The sequence below is a fragment of the Paraburkholderia strydomiana genome (assembly GCF_046030495.1).
GTDB lineage: Bacteria > Pseudomonadota > Gammaproteobacteria > Burkholderiales > Burkholderiaceae > Paraburkholderia > Paraburkholderia strydomiana_A.
Map to the genome: position 1 here is coordinate 173398 of NZ_JAQQCJ010000003.1, position 12955 is coordinate 186352.

At 62.7% G+C, this 12955-nt stretch carries 14 protein-coding genes and 1 pseudogene; 9 read left to right on the forward strand and 6 right to left on the reverse strand.

What is annotated here, in order from left to right:
- The first annotated feature begins 45 nt into the window (after window positions 1–45).
- The gene (locus PQQ53_RS06025) at window positions 46–936 is read left to right on the forward strand and encodes an NAD(P)-dependent oxidoreductase (protein WP_408152055.1); all 891 of its coding nucleotides are present in this window, start codon (window positions 46–48) and stop codon (window positions 934–936) included.
- Between the two features lie 22 nt (window positions 937–958).
- On the opposite strand, the gene PQQ53_RS06030 is transcribed toward PQQ53_RS06025, so the two are convergent.
- The gene (locus PQQ53_RS06030; RefSeq protein ID WP_408323441.1) at window positions 959–2263 is read right to left on the reverse strand and encodes a LysR family transcriptional regulator; all 1305 of its coding nucleotides are present in this window, start codon (window positions 2261–2263) and stop codon (window positions 959–961) included.
- Window positions 2263–2964 carry a GntR family transcriptional regulator gene (locus tag PQQ53_RS06035; protein WP_408138849.1) on the reverse strand — a complete coding sequence of 234 codons (702 nt, stop codon included), beginning with the start codon at window positions 2962–2964 and terminating at the stop codon, window positions 2263–2265. Before PQQ53_RS06035 ends, PQQ53_RS06030 begins: the two co-directional genes overlap by 1 nt.
- 389 nt (window positions 2965–3353) lie before the next feature.
- Here PQQ53_RS06035 and PQQ53_RS06040 point away from each other — a divergent pair, with 389 nt between their 5' ends.
- From PQQ53_RS06040 to PQQ53_RS06070, 7 genes and pseudogenes are all read left to right on the forward strand, one after another.
- Window positions 3354–4199, forward strand: a complete 846-nt coding sequence (locus PQQ53_RS06040; RefSeq protein ID WP_408138847.1) for a gallate dioxygenase — start codon at window positions 3354–3356, stop codon at window positions 4197–4199.
- Complete coding sequence (locus PQQ53_RS06045) at window positions 4196–4555, forward strand: protocatechuate 3,4-dioxygenase (RefSeq protein ID WP_408138846.1); 360 nt, start codon at window positions 4196–4198, stop codon at window positions 4553–4555. Before PQQ53_RS06040 ends, PQQ53_RS06045 begins: the two co-directional genes overlap by 4 nt.
- A 108-nt stretch (window positions 4556–4663) precedes the next feature.
- Complete coding sequence (locus PQQ53_RS06050; RefSeq protein WP_408152057.1) at window positions 4664–4810, forward strand: hypothetical protein; 147 nt, start codon at window positions 4664–4666, stop codon at window positions 4808–4810.
- A gap of 113 nt (window positions 4811–4923) precedes the next feature.
- A complete protein-coding gene (locus PQQ53_RS06055) occupies window positions 4924–5466 on the forward strand; it encodes a hypothetical protein (protein ID WP_408138842.1) in 543 nt (180 codons plus the stop codon).
- 81 nt (window positions 5467–5547) lie between these two features.
- Window positions 5548–6768, forward strand: a pseudogene (locus PQQ53_RS06060) (porin).
- A 172-nt stretch (window positions 6769–6940) separates the two neighbouring features.
- Complete coding sequence (locus PQQ53_RS06065; protein ID WP_408323442.1) at window positions 6941–7492, forward strand: carboxymuconolactone decarboxylase family protein; 552 nt, start codon at window positions 6941–6943, stop codon at window positions 7490–7492.
- A 121-nt stretch (window positions 7493–7613) separates the two neighbouring features.
- Window positions 7614–8474: a helix-turn-helix domain-containing protein gene (locus PQQ53_RS06070; RefSeq protein ID WP_408138837.1), complete on the forward strand. Its 861-nt coding sequence runs from the start codon at window positions 7614–7616 to the stop codon at window positions 8472–8474.
- A 41-nt stretch (window positions 8475–8515) separates the two neighbouring features.
- On the opposite strand, the gene PQQ53_RS06075 is transcribed toward PQQ53_RS06070, so the two are convergent.
- Complete coding sequence (locus PQQ53_RS06075) at window positions 8516–8989, reverse strand: hypothetical protein (RefSeq protein WP_408152131.1); 474 nt, start codon at window positions 8987–8989, stop codon at window positions 8516–8518.
- Window positions 8990–9541: 552 nt separating this feature from the next.
- Here PQQ53_RS06075 and PQQ53_RS06080 point away from each other — a divergent pair.
- The gene (locus PQQ53_RS06080) at window positions 9542–10489 is read left to right on the forward strand and encodes a phosphodiester glycosidase family protein (RefSeq protein ID WP_408323443.1); all 948 of its coding nucleotides are present in this window, start codon (window positions 9542–9544) and stop codon (window positions 10487–10489) included.
- Window positions 10490–10590: 101 nt separating this feature from the next.
- Here PQQ53_RS06080 and PQQ53_RS06085 read toward each other — a convergent pair whose 3' ends face one another.
- The 3 genes from PQQ53_RS06085 to PQQ53_RS06095 all read right to left on the reverse strand — a co-directional run bounded on the left by PQQ53_RS06085 (window position 10591) and on the right by PQQ53_RS06095 (window position 12141).
- Complete coding sequence (locus tag PQQ53_RS06085) at window positions 10591–10992, reverse strand: SRPBCC family protein (RefSeq protein ID WP_408323444.1); 402 nt, start codon at window positions 10990–10992, stop codon at window positions 10591–10593.
- A gap of 113 nt (window positions 10993–11105) precedes the next feature.
- Window positions 11106–11537 (reverse strand): hypothetical protein, encoded by a 432-nt coding sequence (locus PQQ53_RS06090; RefSeq protein ID WP_408138830.1) that lies wholly within the window; start codon window positions 11535–11537, stop codon window positions 11106–11108.
- Between the two features lie 103 nt (window positions 11538–11640).
- Window positions 11641–12141 carry an MgtC/SapB family protein gene (locus PQQ53_RS06095; protein WP_408152063.1) on the reverse strand — a complete coding sequence of 167 codons (501 nt, stop codon included), beginning with the start codon at window positions 12139–12141 and terminating at the stop codon, window positions 11641–11643.
- Window positions 12142–12955: the final 814 nt, after the last annotated feature.

The following is a 12955-nucleotide window of genomic DNA, read 5'->3' on the forward strand; positions in this document are numbered from 1 at the left end:
CGAGCGCGCAGCCGGTGCGACGTCTTTCGCATGGGAAGCACGGCGATGAGCGGCCTGACACGCATCGATACGGTGGCTTTCGTCGGCTTCGGCGAGGCCGGCGGGATACTCGGCGCGGCGCTGGCCGCGAAAGGCGTGCAGGTGTCGATGTTCGATCTGCGGCGCGAGCAGCTTCGCGACAAGGCGCGGGCCGCAGGCGTCCGTGTCGCCGGGACGCTGCAAAGCGCGCTCGCTGGCGCACAGATGGTTGTATCGGCGGTGACGGCGGAAGCCGACCTCGACGTGGCACAAGCGCTTGCGCGCTGCCTCGAAGCCGGGCAGGTCTGCCTCGACATCAACTCGGTCTCGCCACACACCAAGCAACATGCGCAGGCGTGCATCGAGGGCGCCGGCGCGCATTACGTCGAAGCAGCCGTGATGGCACCCGTGCCGCCTTATGGCCTCGCCGTGCCGATGTTGTTAGGCGGCGCCGCTGCGGCGGATCTCGCGCCGCTGCTCAACGCATTGGGCTTCAATGCGAGCGCGGTATCGGAGAAGATCGGCGTGGCGTCGGCGGCGAAGATGTGCCGCAGCGTGATGATCAAGGGTATCGAAGCGTTGACCGTGGAGTGTCTGCGCGCGGCGCGGCATTACGAGGCGGAGTCGATCGTGCTGGCCTCGCTCGCCCAAACCTTCGGCAAGATGCGCGACGATGCGGACGTGCCCGGCTATCTGGTGAGCCGCGTCGCCGAACATGGCCGCCGGCGCGCGGCGGAAATGCGCGAAGTCGCACAGACGTTGCAGGAGGCCGGCATCACGCCGTACATGAGCGACGCGTGCGCGCATCTCCAGGACAGCATCGTGGATGCGATGCAGGCGGGCGGCATCGACTACGACACGCTGCCCGCGCCATTCGACTGGCGCGCGTTCTTCGACGGCTTGCCGGGCCGGACATAGCAAAAGCCCCTGCAAACAGCGGCTATTTCGCGCCGATGCTGATCGTGCGCGTGACGTCGACCACCGAGAGCCGGATCGCATCGATCAACGCGCGCGCCGCTGGCGACGGCGTGCCCGCCGCGCGCACGGTCAGGCCGATGTCGCGCCGCGTGTTGTGAAGCTGCACGTCGAGCACCACCAGTTGCCCCGACTGCACCTCATGATGCAACTGCTGCGCCGACAGCGCGGCCGCCATGTCCGTGCCGAGCAGCAGGCCGCGTATGACCGCGAGGTCGGCGGTTTCGACCGTGGGCAACGGCGGCTTGACCTTCATCCGCTTGAATTGCGCCTCGAACAGCGCACGCGCCGGCGAGTGGCTGCGCGGCAGGATCCATTGCACGTCACGCAGGCCCATGACGGTCAGGCCTCGCTCGCGCGTCAGCGGATGATCGCGGCGCACCAGCACCACCATGTTTTCCGACATCAGGCGCTCGTTCTTCAGGCCGCTCGACGCGTCGTTGTCGCGCAGCGCGCCGAGAATGAAGTCGATGTCGCCCGCTCGCAGACCGGCCACCAGCGTCTCGTACGAGCTTTCGTCGGTGACGACGCGCACGCCCGGGTTCTGCGAGGTCATCCGCGCGATCGCTTTGGGCAGGATCAGCGTGCGCCCGAGCGGCAATGCGCCGACCGTCACGGAGCCTTGAATCTTGCCGTGCAATGCCGCGATATCGTCGGGCACGTGCCGCAGTTCGTTCAGCGCGCGACGCACGTGCAGCAGGAACGTTTCGCCTTCGGCGGTGAGCAGGATGCCGCGCGGGCTCCGATGAAACAGACTCATGCCTGAGCCGCTCTCCAGCACGCGAATCGCGGTGCTCACCGCGGGCTGGCTAATGCCGAAGGTCTTCGCCGCGCTCGGCATGTGCCGATGCCGCGCAAGCGCCGCGAACAGTTGCAGCCGCCGCGTGTTGAGCAGATACGCCGGCAAGGCGCCTTCCGCCGCGGGGCGGCGGCGCGCCTGGCGCGCGGCGCACCACTGCGCGAGCTCCTCCAGCTCCGCGAAAATCCGCTCGCAACGATGCAGCACGGCGCGGCCGACGGGCGTGGGCAGCATGCCCGACGGGCCGCGGTCGAAGAGCGGCTCACCGAGCGCCGCTTCCAGTTCCTGCACTGAACGCGTCACCGCCGACTGTGCGCGAAACAGCGCCGCGGCCGCGCGCGTCGCGCTGCCCATTTCGGCGACGAGCCGGAACGCGCGCAGTTGCGCGAGATTGAGCAGGTCTTTGCTGTTCACGGACGACGGCGTTTTGACCGGCGCCGCGTCGCTGGCCATCGACGTGCTATCGCTCATCACGCGGCCCCCGCAATCAGATGCAACGACGGCAGCGACAGATTCAGGCTTTCCTTCGAGATGTGCGTGTGCTCTTTCATCAACGCATCGACGCGCGCGCCTTCGCCCTTCTTCAGCGCATCCACGATCGCATGATGCTGGCGATGCGCGTACATCAGCATCATGAACTGACGCTCGCGCGCGGCTTCGTCGAAGGCGATCGTGAAGGGTGACACGAACGGGACCTTGTCGTTCAGGCGCAGTGCGGCCGCCACCGCCATGTTCTGCGCCGCGTCGACGATCAGCGCGTGAAAGCGTCCGTTCATCTGCGCGTAGCGCAGGTCGTCGCCGGCTTTCAGATGCCGCTGGGCGAAGAGGTCGTCGCCTTCGCGCAGGCAGTCGTCGAGCGCCGCCGCGAGCGTCGCGCTCACGCCGCTCTCCGCCACCGAGCGGGCCGCGAGTCCTTCGAGCACGCCGCGCACGTCGATCGCATCGAGCACGTCGCGCACGCTGAAGCGGCGCACCACGTAGCCGCGCGAGCCCGAGCGGTCCAGCAGCCCTTCCGACGACAGCACGCTCAGCGCATAACGCAGCGGCGTGCGCGACACGCCGAGCCATTGCGCGAGCTGTGCCTCCACGAGACGCTGACCGGGCGACAACTCACCGGCGAGGATCTTTTCGCGTAACGTCTGGACAATCGCCTGCTGGGTCGTCTCGTTCATTGTGGTCTGCTCGTCGGAAGCACGGAAGTATAGCTACGCGCGCCGCGCCGCACCACGCCTGTAAAACGGCTTGCGACTTCTTTTCAGGGGCATCTGTTCTGTTTATCGCGTGCGGACGGGCGAGGAGGCTCGCCGGACCTTGCGAAACCAGCTTGGGATACCGACAAAGCCATGCGCCGCGTGGCTTGCAGCGCTGCGCCGCTGCTCGCCGGGCGCCGACTGGCGGCGTTTTACCCCATTAACCTATGGCCGACTGAGGTTTACCCGCACTTCCCGGCAGAGGGCACAATTCCTATCTTTGTATCCCAAGATGGTCGCGCTGGCTACTTCCCCGGTCACGCGAACCTATCCGATTGGCAGGCGGCGCGAAGCAACGGAAGACAACGAATATGGCAAGGATCATTGGCGGCATTGGCACCTCGCACGTGCCCACCATCGGCTTGGCGTACGACAAGGGCAAGCAGAACGAGCCCGCGTGGGCGCCGCTCTTCAAAGGTTACGAACCAGTGGCGAAATGGCTCGCGGAGCGCAAGCCCGACGTGATGGTGATGTTCTACAACGATCACGCCAACAGCTTCTTCTTCGATTGCTATCCGACCTTCGCGCTGGGCGTGTCGGCGAATCACGAATTCGCGGACGAAGGCGCAGGCAAGCGTCCGCTGCCGGACATCGCGGGCCATCCCGATCTGGCGATCCACATCGCCGAGCAGATGGTCGCCGACGAGTTCGATCTGACGATCTTCCAGGACCGTCCGCTCGATCACGGCTGCAATTCGCCGCTCTCGCTGATGCTGCCGCATGACGGCGGCTGGCCGATGTCGCTCGTGCCGCTCGAAGTCAACGTGCTGCAGTATCCGCTGCCCACCGCGAACCGCTGCTACCGGCTCGGCCAGGCGCTGCGCCGCGCCATCGAATCGTTCGATCAGGATCTCGATGTCGTGGTGGTCGGCACAGGCGGTCTGTCGCACCAGGTGCACGGCGAGCGCAGCGGCTTTAACAACACCGAGTGGGACATGGAGTTTCTCGACCTGATCGTCAAGGACCCGCAGCGTCTCGCGGCGATGAAGCACGTCGACTACGTGCGCCTCGGCGGCGCGGAAAGCGTCGAGACGATCATGTGGCTCGCGATGCGCGGCGCGCTCGGTCCGAAGGTCCGCGAACTGCACCGCAACTACTATCTTGCGACCAGCACCGCGATGGCCGTGACGATCTATGAAGATGAGGTGGCGCAATGAACCCGCAACTGATCGGCGTCGAAGAACTGACCGGCACGTACCCGTTCGACATTCGCCAGAGCATTAAGGCAATGCGCCTGAACCGCTTCTTCTGGCAGATGCGTGAAGCACCGGCCCGCACGCTGTGGCTGGAAAATCGCAGCGCCGCCTATGACGCGGCCAAGCTCACGCCCGAAGAGCGCACGCTGGTCGACAACACCGACTGGATCGGCTTGATTCGTTACGGCGTGTGCTTCTTCGTGCTCGAAAAATTCGCGCGCGTGGTGAAGATCACGAACCTCGGCATGTACGCCAGCATGCGAGGCGAAACACTCGAAGCGTTTCTGAAAACGCGCATGGTGCCCGACGCGGTATAAGGCGCCGGATTCCGCCGGGCCGCCCCGGCAGACATTCACTTCTCGACACTAAAAGACCCCGGATTCGACAGAAATCCGGGACGGGAAAGTATTTTCTCGGAGACATGCATGACCTTCACCGATTCAGCCGATAACGCGGCGTTTGCCGTCGCGCGCCATGTGCCGCGCTCGTCCTTACTGCGTGCGCATTTACTTTCGCATTTGCTTCCGCATTTACCGCAGCGCCATTCTCACGCGTTGCGCCGCGCTGTCTAACCAGCTTTGAAACCTGAACCCGTGCGCAGCAGCATCACGCGATGCCGCGTGGGCCGTTGCGGCTGCGGCGCACGATAGCCGTTGTGATGAAACGTGTTTCGAGGAGAGAGGAAATGCATGGCAATTTCGGCGTGAGCAGAGCGGACCTCGAAAGAGGCTTGCGATCGGCGGATTTCGAGTCGCCCGGCTGGAAGGCGACGTTGCGCGCAGGCGTGATCGGCGGATTGACCGGTGCGGTGGTCATCTGGATTTACGAAGCGCTCGTGTGGGTCGGCGCGCAACACCTGATGCCGCTCGCAGGCATACCGCGCAACGCGACGGGCCTCGTGTTCGGCAAATACGTGCAGGAGTCGCTGGGGATCTGGGCGTATGTGGTGGGCACGGGAATTCACTTTGTGTTCGCGGCGGCGTGGGGTGTGCTGTTCGCGCTCGTGTGGCCTTACTTTCGCCGACGCGGCTACGAAGCGACGCTCGTGGCGCTGTTCTATGCGGTGCTCGCGTGGATCGTCATGCACGTGGCGATCATGCTCGCGTCGGACAACCACCCGAACTATTACGACCCGGCGGTGATTATCGGCGGGTTCATGTCGCACATCTTTTTCACCGTACCGCTGGCTTTGACCGTCAAGCGATTGCTGCAGCCCCAACGGCACTAGCGCAACAGGTTCGACAAACCTTCAGGCGCCATGCCGATAAAAAAGTATTTCAACGAGACGTAAAACCTGGAGATCAGAAGCATGAAGAAGAGTTTCAGACGCGTCGACGCCGTGCTGTTCGGCGCGACGATCGCAGCCGCCGTGCCGGCCTTCGCTCAAAGCACCGTGACGTTGTACGGTATCGTCGATAACGGCCTGTCGTACACCAATAACCAGGCGTCGCTCGGCGCCACCAGCGGCGGCAAATCGGCGGTCAAGATGACCCCCGGCGTGTGGGCCGGCAGCCGCTTCGGCCTGAAGGGCGCAGAGGACCTGGGCGGCGGCACGAAGGCGATCTTCCAGCTCGAATCCGGTTTCAATTCGGCGAGCGGCGCACAGCAGTACGCCAACGCGATGTTCGGCCGTCAGGCGTGGGTCGGCGTGACCAACGCAACGTACGGTACGTTGACGGCGGGCCGCCAGTACGCGTCGTATTACCAGATGCTCTCGCCGTATAGCCCGACCACCTGGATCACCGGCTACTACGGCGCGCACCCTGGCGATATCGATGGCCTCGACACGATCTACCGTTCGAACAACACGCTCGAGTACACCTCGCCGAAGATCTTTGGTCTGACGGTCAGCGGTTCGTATTCGCTGGGCGGCGTGCCGGGCAGCGTCAATCGCGGCTCGACGTGGACGACCGGCGCCCAGTATGCGCTTGGCCCGGTCGGCTTCGCGGTCGGCTTCTCGCGGATCAACAACTCGACGCTCGGCGGCGGCGCGTGGGGTGCGGATTCGACGACCACGAACGGCGGCGCGCAGATCGGCGTTTCAGCACTGACCAACGGCTAACAGACTGCGCAGGCGCAACAGCGTTTTGCAGTAGGCGGTGGCTACACGTTCAATAGCGCGTGGGACATCACGGCAACCTATTCGAACGTGCAATACATTCCGGGCACGGGTTCGAAATTCCACGACACGGCGATCTTCAACACGGGTGGTGCGGTGCTCCACTGGAAACCGGCCATTGCATGGGATCTGGGCCTCGGCTATAGCTACACGCGTGCGACGCGCGCGAACGCGATCGACGATAACGCGCAGTACCATCAGTTCAACCTCTCCGAGTACTATTCGCTGTCCAAGCGTACCGGACTGTATGCGCTGCAGGCTTATCAGAAGGCGAAGGGCAAGACGCTGGGCACCAATGGCGCCGGCCAGATCATCGATGCGACGGCGACGCTGGGCGACGGCTACAACACGACACCGTCTTCGTCGGGTAGCCAGTTTGCGGTTGGGGTGGGCATTATTCACCGTTTCTGATGTGAGGTTCATGTAGTGAAGAAGCCGGGTTGCTCGATAGCCCGGCTTTTTTTACGCGCTCGTTTTCGCGTGGGCTATTACATGGGAGGTAATTGGCGCGCTGCTCGGCCGCATCTAATCTTCGATGGTCGCGCGGTTCATTCCGGATCGCGCTCAACATCGAGGACAGATCATGTCGACGTTCCAGATTCATACCATCGAGTCCGCGCCGGAATCTTCCAGGCCGGTATTGCGCCAGCTCCGGCAGAACTTTGGCTTCATCCCCAACATCGCGGGGGCGATGGCCGGGTCGCCCGTTCTGATCGAGGCCTTCTTCAGTCTGTTCCAGAAGGTTCATGCAGGCACGTTCGACGAAGCGCAAATCCAGACCTTGCTGCTGACGAACGCGGTGACCAACGCGTGTTCGTGGGCGGTAGCGTTTCACACCGCGCTGGCGCTGAACGAGGGACTTGCACCCGCCGATGTCGAAGCGATTCGCGCCGGTCGCGCGCCGGCGGACCGCCGGCATGCAGCGCTTTCCACGCTGACCAGGACGTCGATCGAGAAGCGTGGTCATCTCGACGAGCGGGACGTGAGCGCGCTTCTCGAAGCCGGCTTTCGCCGCGATCAGGTGCTCGAAGTGCTTGCCGTCGGGGCGGCGTCGACGATCACGAACTACGCCGGCAACATCGCGCAACCGCCGTTGGAGGAGCAGTTTCACGGGCACGTTTGGAAGCGCGCCTGAGTTTCTTTCATACGAAGTCCGGCAGGCCGAAGGGAGTATGCTGACCCGCCCGGTTCGGTGAGCCCGCGTGGCTCGCCGGTCACCAGACTTTGCGTGCCTCCAGACTTGCGGACAGACAGCGATGAATCCTGCGAACCCAATCAAGAAAGCGCCACCGAACGACCTCGGCGCGTTGTTGCGTCACTGGCGAGATATGCGCGGCATCAGCCAGCTGGACCTGTCGTTCAATGCCGGGGTCTCGCAGCGTCATATCAGCTTTATCGAAAGCGGACGCAGTGTGCCGAGCCGTCAGATGTTGATGGATATCGCGCAGGCACTCGACATTCCCCTGCGCGAACGCAACACGCTACTGCTGGCCGCAGGCTACGCGCCGATGTACGCCGACCCCGCGTGGAACGCGCAGGAAATGCAGAGTGTCACGAAAGCGCTCGGAAGGATGTTGCGCCAGCACGAGCCGTTTCCCGCGCTGGTCATGGACCGCTACTGGAATGTGCTGATGACCAACGAGTCCGCCCCGCGATTTTTCAATTGCTTCATCGATATGACGGCGCGCAAGGGACCGCGCAATATGCTGCATCTGATGTTCGATCCCGATGGATTGCGCCCCTTTGTCGCCGATTGGAAAAGTGTTGCGGATAGTTTAATTCAGCGGGTTTATCGGGAAGCGGTAGGGCGGGTGATTGACGAGCGCACGCGCGAGTTGGTTGCGGCGTTGCGTGCGTATCCGGATGTGCCGCTGGGGGAGAATGCCGAGCGTCAGGCCGGTGCGGATTCCGCTACAGCTGCTGCTGCGATGCCGGTGATACCCATTGGCTTCGTCAAGGACGGCCATGTGCTGAGGTATTTCTCGATGGTCGCGAGTGTCGGCACGCCGCAAACCGTCGCGGCGCAGGAACTACGTATCGAATGCATGTTTCCCGCGGATGACGAAACGGAAGCGCGTCACCTGGAGATGCTCGACGCGCTGCCGCTGCGGGATTGAGGCGTGGAGTCGATCGGTTCGGGGTGGACGCTTCGGGTGAATCAATGCCGCACCGGCGCGCGGCGCCGTGTCGTGTCCGTTCTGACGATCGTTGCGCTTCTCGTCGACACGCGTTTGCGTGGCGTCGCCTTTTCCGTCGTTGTCGGGCTTGGCGGGTCTTGCGTCGCGACGTTTGCCGCCTCTGCCAGCAGACGGGCGGCCTGGTTCGCCGTGATGCGGGTGTGCGCGATGCCCTTTGCATCGAGTGCGATCACCTGGAATAGCTCGCGGTCGCATGCAAGTTCCTGCTGGTATTGCTCACTGGTCTGGACCAGCAATTCGAGCATCATTCGCTGGCGATGACGTTCATCATTCGTGATCGCAGGACTTCTGCAGAGCGAAGCCGCGAGTGAGATGAGCGTGTCCAGTTTGCTCATCTGGCGCTCGCATAGCTCGAAGGCGGAGAGGGCGAGTTTTTCGTATTGGAGAGCGTCGACCGGCGGGCGGGATGCGGGTTGTTTGGTGGGTTTGGTCATGGTGCGTCTCCCTGAGATTTTTGAATCGCCCGACACTCGCCTGGTTACGTGGGTGAGCGGGCACGTGATGGGATTGGAAGACCGGGATCGTAGCCAACCGGCGAGCCTTGCGGCTCTCCCACCACGGCTCGCCCATTGACAAACAGATAGACGTGCAGCAGTAGACGCACGACGCGCCTGGGCGGGTGTGCGATGACGATCGCAGGCTTCCAACCTGACCGTCGGGTGTTTTCCGAAGGCCTGGTGATTATAGGCGAGGAAACGAGAGCATTTTTTATGGGATAGGGTTGGTCGACGGAGTTGAATCTCCAATTCAATCGGGTCGATAGAAGGAGCAGCAGGAAAAGATCGCGTAGTCAGTCATTTGCCCTTGGTGACGGTTGATGTTCAACCTGACTGCGGGCATTGAGCGGCTTTTTTTTCGAGAGCACAGGTGAGTGCCGAAAGCTGAACGAAAAGAAGAAATCACGTGAGCGTCATGTCGCATCTATAAGGTCTCCGGCACGGTAAGAGGCGACAGCTTCGTCGCCGCCGTCAATGGAGACTAAAGACATGGCACGTGTTCTTTTCCCTGCATCGGCAACGCTGAAGGCGCTCGCCGCCGCGGCGATCATCGGCCTCGCTTCGGCGAACGCGCAAGCCGACGTGCCCGATCCCACCACGCAGATCACGCAAAGCGGCTACTCGCCGGTGTACGTCGGCGTCGATGCCGAAACCGCGACCGTGCCGTCGAATCCCGCGGCGGCGGGCGGCAAGCCCACCGTGAGCCGCGCGTACGTGATGCGCGTCGATCTGCGCGCGCCGGGCGTGAGCGTCGAGACCACCGGGCATAGCGGCCCGCTGATGACGACGTCGGAGACGATTTCCCAGTTTGCCGCCCGCACCGACGTGCGGCTCGCGATCAACGCGAACTTCTTTGCGCCGTGCTGTGCGACAACGCCCGAGCCAAAAACGGTCATTGGCTTGCTGGTGTCGCACGGCCAGATCGTGAGTCCGCTGACCAATGATCCGACGCAAAGCGAAGCGGTGCTCGCGATCACGCGGCAAGGTAACGCGTATATCGCCAATGCGCCGCAGATTTCGGCGCAGGATCTGAAGCTGATCGATACGGCGGTCGCCGGCGCGGCGATTCTGCTGAAAAACGGTCAGGACGTCAGTGCCCAAAGCCCGAACGAAGGTGACCCGCTCAATCCGAACCCACGCACGCTGGCCGGCCTGTCGCATCAGGGCCGCTTTCTCTACTTCGTCGTGATCGACGGGCGCATCGCGGGTTATTCGACGGGCACGACCAACGCGCAATCGGCTCGACTCATGAAGGCGATCGGCGCGGACGATGCGATCAATCTCGACGGCGGCGGCTCGACCGAACTGGTGCGCGCCGATCAGGTCGGCGTGCCGTTCATCGTCGATACGCCGAGTGGCGGTGCGGAACGGCTCGACGCGTCGGCGATCGGCGTGCATGCGTTAAAGCTGCCGGAATTGCCTGGGTTGCCGTTTTGAAGCGCTTGGTGTCTGCGGCAGTGCCAGTTGCCTAAAAAACCAGGCGCTCATACAGACGTCTGGTTTTTTCGTCTGGATTTGCGACAGACCGAGGTCCGCGATCACTCCGCCTCGAGCAGGTCCTTTAGCCTGTTCAGATCGCGCATGACCCATTGCGCGTCGGCGGCGAATTTTTCGTCGTTCATCCCCGGCACGCGGAACAGCGTGAGCATCACCTCGCTGCCCGTGCCATTCGCGACTACGCGCATCGGCACGTAAATCTCGCTGCCGTCGGGCAACTCGACGTACTGATCGAGCACGCCGTATGCGTTGGGTTCGGTGAAACGGATCTTCACGGGGCCACTCTCGCCTTCGAATCGCCACACAGCGCCTTCGTTGCCGAGCGGCTTGCCGAGACCCGATGCCCAGCGCGCGAACGCGGCAGGTGGTGCTGTGAAGTCATACACGTCCCGCGGGTTTCGCTGGATCGATACGCTGATCATTTTCGATTCGGTCGTTGGCATCGCGCTGTCTCCGGTTTTCCTCACGCATTCGAATTCGTGCCGCGTTGGTGGATGATGCAGCCTTCACCTCCGGCAATAGAATGCTGGCGAGTGTGTTCGAGGTGCAGGCGTCATCAATGATAGATCGTCGTGGACGACTGCAGCTTCGTCAGCACGCCGCGTTTTAGCCGGAACCAGCCTTGCGAGCTTTGCATCACGACTTCATCGCTTTGCCAAAACACGCGCCTGACCGTCATGCGCTTACCCGAGCGCTCTACGATCGGCGGATTGTGTCGGAAGTCGTACAGCACCGGGCCGGAATCGGTTTGCACGAGCGTGCGCGTGACGGTGTCGTTTGCATCGCCGATGTCGTCGAAATGCGTTAGCGTGTTCGCGCCGAAACGATCGAAGGTTTCGTTGTCGAGCATCCCGACGAAATCGCGGTCGACGCGCACGAATTGCAGTTTGCCCGACGGCGTGACGAGCGGTCCGGCGTCGTTGCTTTCTGCATGAACGTACGTCGCGAAAGAGGTGGCTGCGAGCGCAGCGATGAACAGTCGTCTCATGTTTCGTATCTGGTCAAGGGGCGCGCCGATCGTGCCTCGCGCGTTGCCGGTAGCGCGGATCGTACTGCACCGAGTGTGGCGTTGCCATTATGCGTGGGCCGCGTCAGCGGGGCTTGTCGTCGTTGGACGACGACGTATTTCTGAACAGGCGGGCGCCGGAAAGGATCAGCAGCGCGATCGCCAGGCTGAGAATTGCGGTAGCTTCCCGGCCCATGCCGGCCGCCATCCCGAGACCGGCAGCCACCCACAGGCTGGCTGCCGTCGTCAGGCCGCGCACTTCGCGCTCGGCGCTGAGCTTTATGATCGCGCCCGCGCCGAGAAAACCGATGCCGGACACCAGCCCTTGCAGCACGCGGCTCAGGTTGTCCTGCGAGAACCCGGCCTGTAGCGGCACCAGCACGAACAGTGCGGAGCCGACCGAGACCATCATGTGCGTGCGCATACCGGCATCCCGGCCTGCCATTTCTCGCTCGAAACCCAGCACGCCGCCGAGCACGAGCGCCACCACGAGCCGGATGAATAGCTGGGTCAGGTCTGCCGCGTCGTTCAGATCGGCAAACTCGCCCAGCACCTTTTGCCAAACCTCATCCCACCAGCCATTCATGGTCGTCTCCCTGAACTCGCTTTTCGCGTGACCAGCACGACTGTAGCGGAAATGAGGTCCGTGGACGGCCGCGCCGCCGCGTTTTCATGCCGCGTTACCGGTGGCGGAGCGGCTATGAGACATCCGTACACGAATTCCAACGAGGCGGTTGCCAAATTCAGGCGCTTGCAAGCCGCACTGGGACCGATAGCGGCTACCTCAGAGTGGGCGTTACGAATTGACGCTGAACTTCCGCAGGCGAGCCACCACGGTCCTTGCTGCCTGGCGTCTCGGCGAGGCTACGCTGGAGGGTTAGCGAGGGCTCGCAATAGCCTGTGTGCGCCATGTGGGCGTTGCCATCCGCGCCGGGCGCCGGCCTGTCGGATGGCCTGATAGTCCGCTACAGACCGGCCAAGGCCCACAACAACGAGAGGTCAGATGAATGCATCGGCGGCGTCAGCGGATAGCCTGAACTCTTCGGTTTCATTCGAAGGAGAATCGATTTCGTGACGAAAAACCCGGTCAGTAGCGCCGCACCTGCGATTAGTCCGTTGGCGACAATCGTTCCCCGGATGGCTTGCCAGGCGAGCAATAGACCGCGCGCTACTGAACATCCCGTGTCGATTATTGTTTTTTGGCCCCGCGCACTGGAAGTAATGAATGGATATGTGCGGGATATTCGACGAAACGGTTGGCGTATTACCAATTAACAATGCGCCAAACAGTAGCCTCCGCAGCCTCAATTTGGTTCGCTTCTGCACGCGTTAAGTGCAGGTGCAGATTTTTTACAGCTGATTGGAAAACATTTTATTTCCAAAAATTTCTTTAGGGCTAT

Bases quoted from the DNA above. Each gene is read 5' to 3' on its own strand.
- PQQ53_RS06065 (WP_408323442.1), top strand. From the start codon at position 6,941: ATGTCGACGTTCCAGATTCATACCATCGAGTCCGCGCCGGAATCTTCC.
- PQQ53_RS06050 (WP_408152057.1), top strand. From the start codon at position 4,664: ATGACCTTCACCGATTCAGCCGATAACGCGGCGTTTGCCGTCGCGCGC.
- PQQ53_RS06095 (WP_408152063.1), bottom strand. From the start codon at position 12,141: ATGAATGGCTGGTGGGATGAGGTTTGGCAAAAGGTGCTGGGCGAGTTT.
- PQQ53_RS06040 (WP_408138847.1), top strand. From the start codon at position 3,354: ATGGCAAGGATCATTGGCGGCATTGGCACCTCGCACGTGCCCACCATC.
- PQQ53_RS06045 (WP_408138846.1), top strand. From the start codon at position 4,196: ATGAACCCGCAACTGATCGGCGTCGAAGAACTGACCGGCACGTACCCG.
- PQQ53_RS06080 (WP_408323443.1), top strand. From the start codon at position 9,542: ATGGCACGTGTTCTTTTCCCTGCATCGGCAACGCTGAAGGCGCTCGCC.
- PQQ53_RS06035 (WP_408138849.1), bottom strand. From the start codon at position 2,964: ATGAACGAGACGACCCAGCAGGCGATTGTCCAGACGTTACGCGAAAAG.
- PQQ53_RS06070 (WP_408138837.1), top strand. From the start codon at position 7,614: ATGAATCCTGCGAACCCAATCAAGAAAGCGCCACCGAACGACCTCGGC.
- PQQ53_RS06085 (WP_408323444.1), bottom strand. From the start codon at position 10,992: ATGCCAACGACCGAATCGAAAATGATCAGCGTATCGATCCAGCGAAAC.
- PQQ53_RS06055 (WP_408138842.1), top strand. From the start codon at position 4,924: ATGCATGGCAATTTCGGCGTGAGCAGAGCGGACCTCGAAAGAGGCTTG.
- PQQ53_RS06090 (WP_408138830.1), bottom strand. From the start codon at position 11,537: ATGAGACGACTGTTCATCGCTGCGCTCGCAGCCACCTCTTTCGCGACG.
- PQQ53_RS06030 (WP_408323441.1), bottom strand. From the start codon at position 2,263: ATGAGCGATAGCACGTCGATGGCCAGCGACGCGGCGCCGGTCAAAACG.
- PQQ53_RS06075 (WP_408152131.1), bottom strand. From the start codon at position 8,989: ATGACCAAACCCACCAAACAACCCGCATCCCGCCCGCCGGTCGACGCT.
- PQQ53_RS06025 (WP_408152055.1), top strand. From the start codon at position 46: ATGAGCGGCCTGACACGCATCGATACGGTGGCTTTCGTCGGCTTCGGC.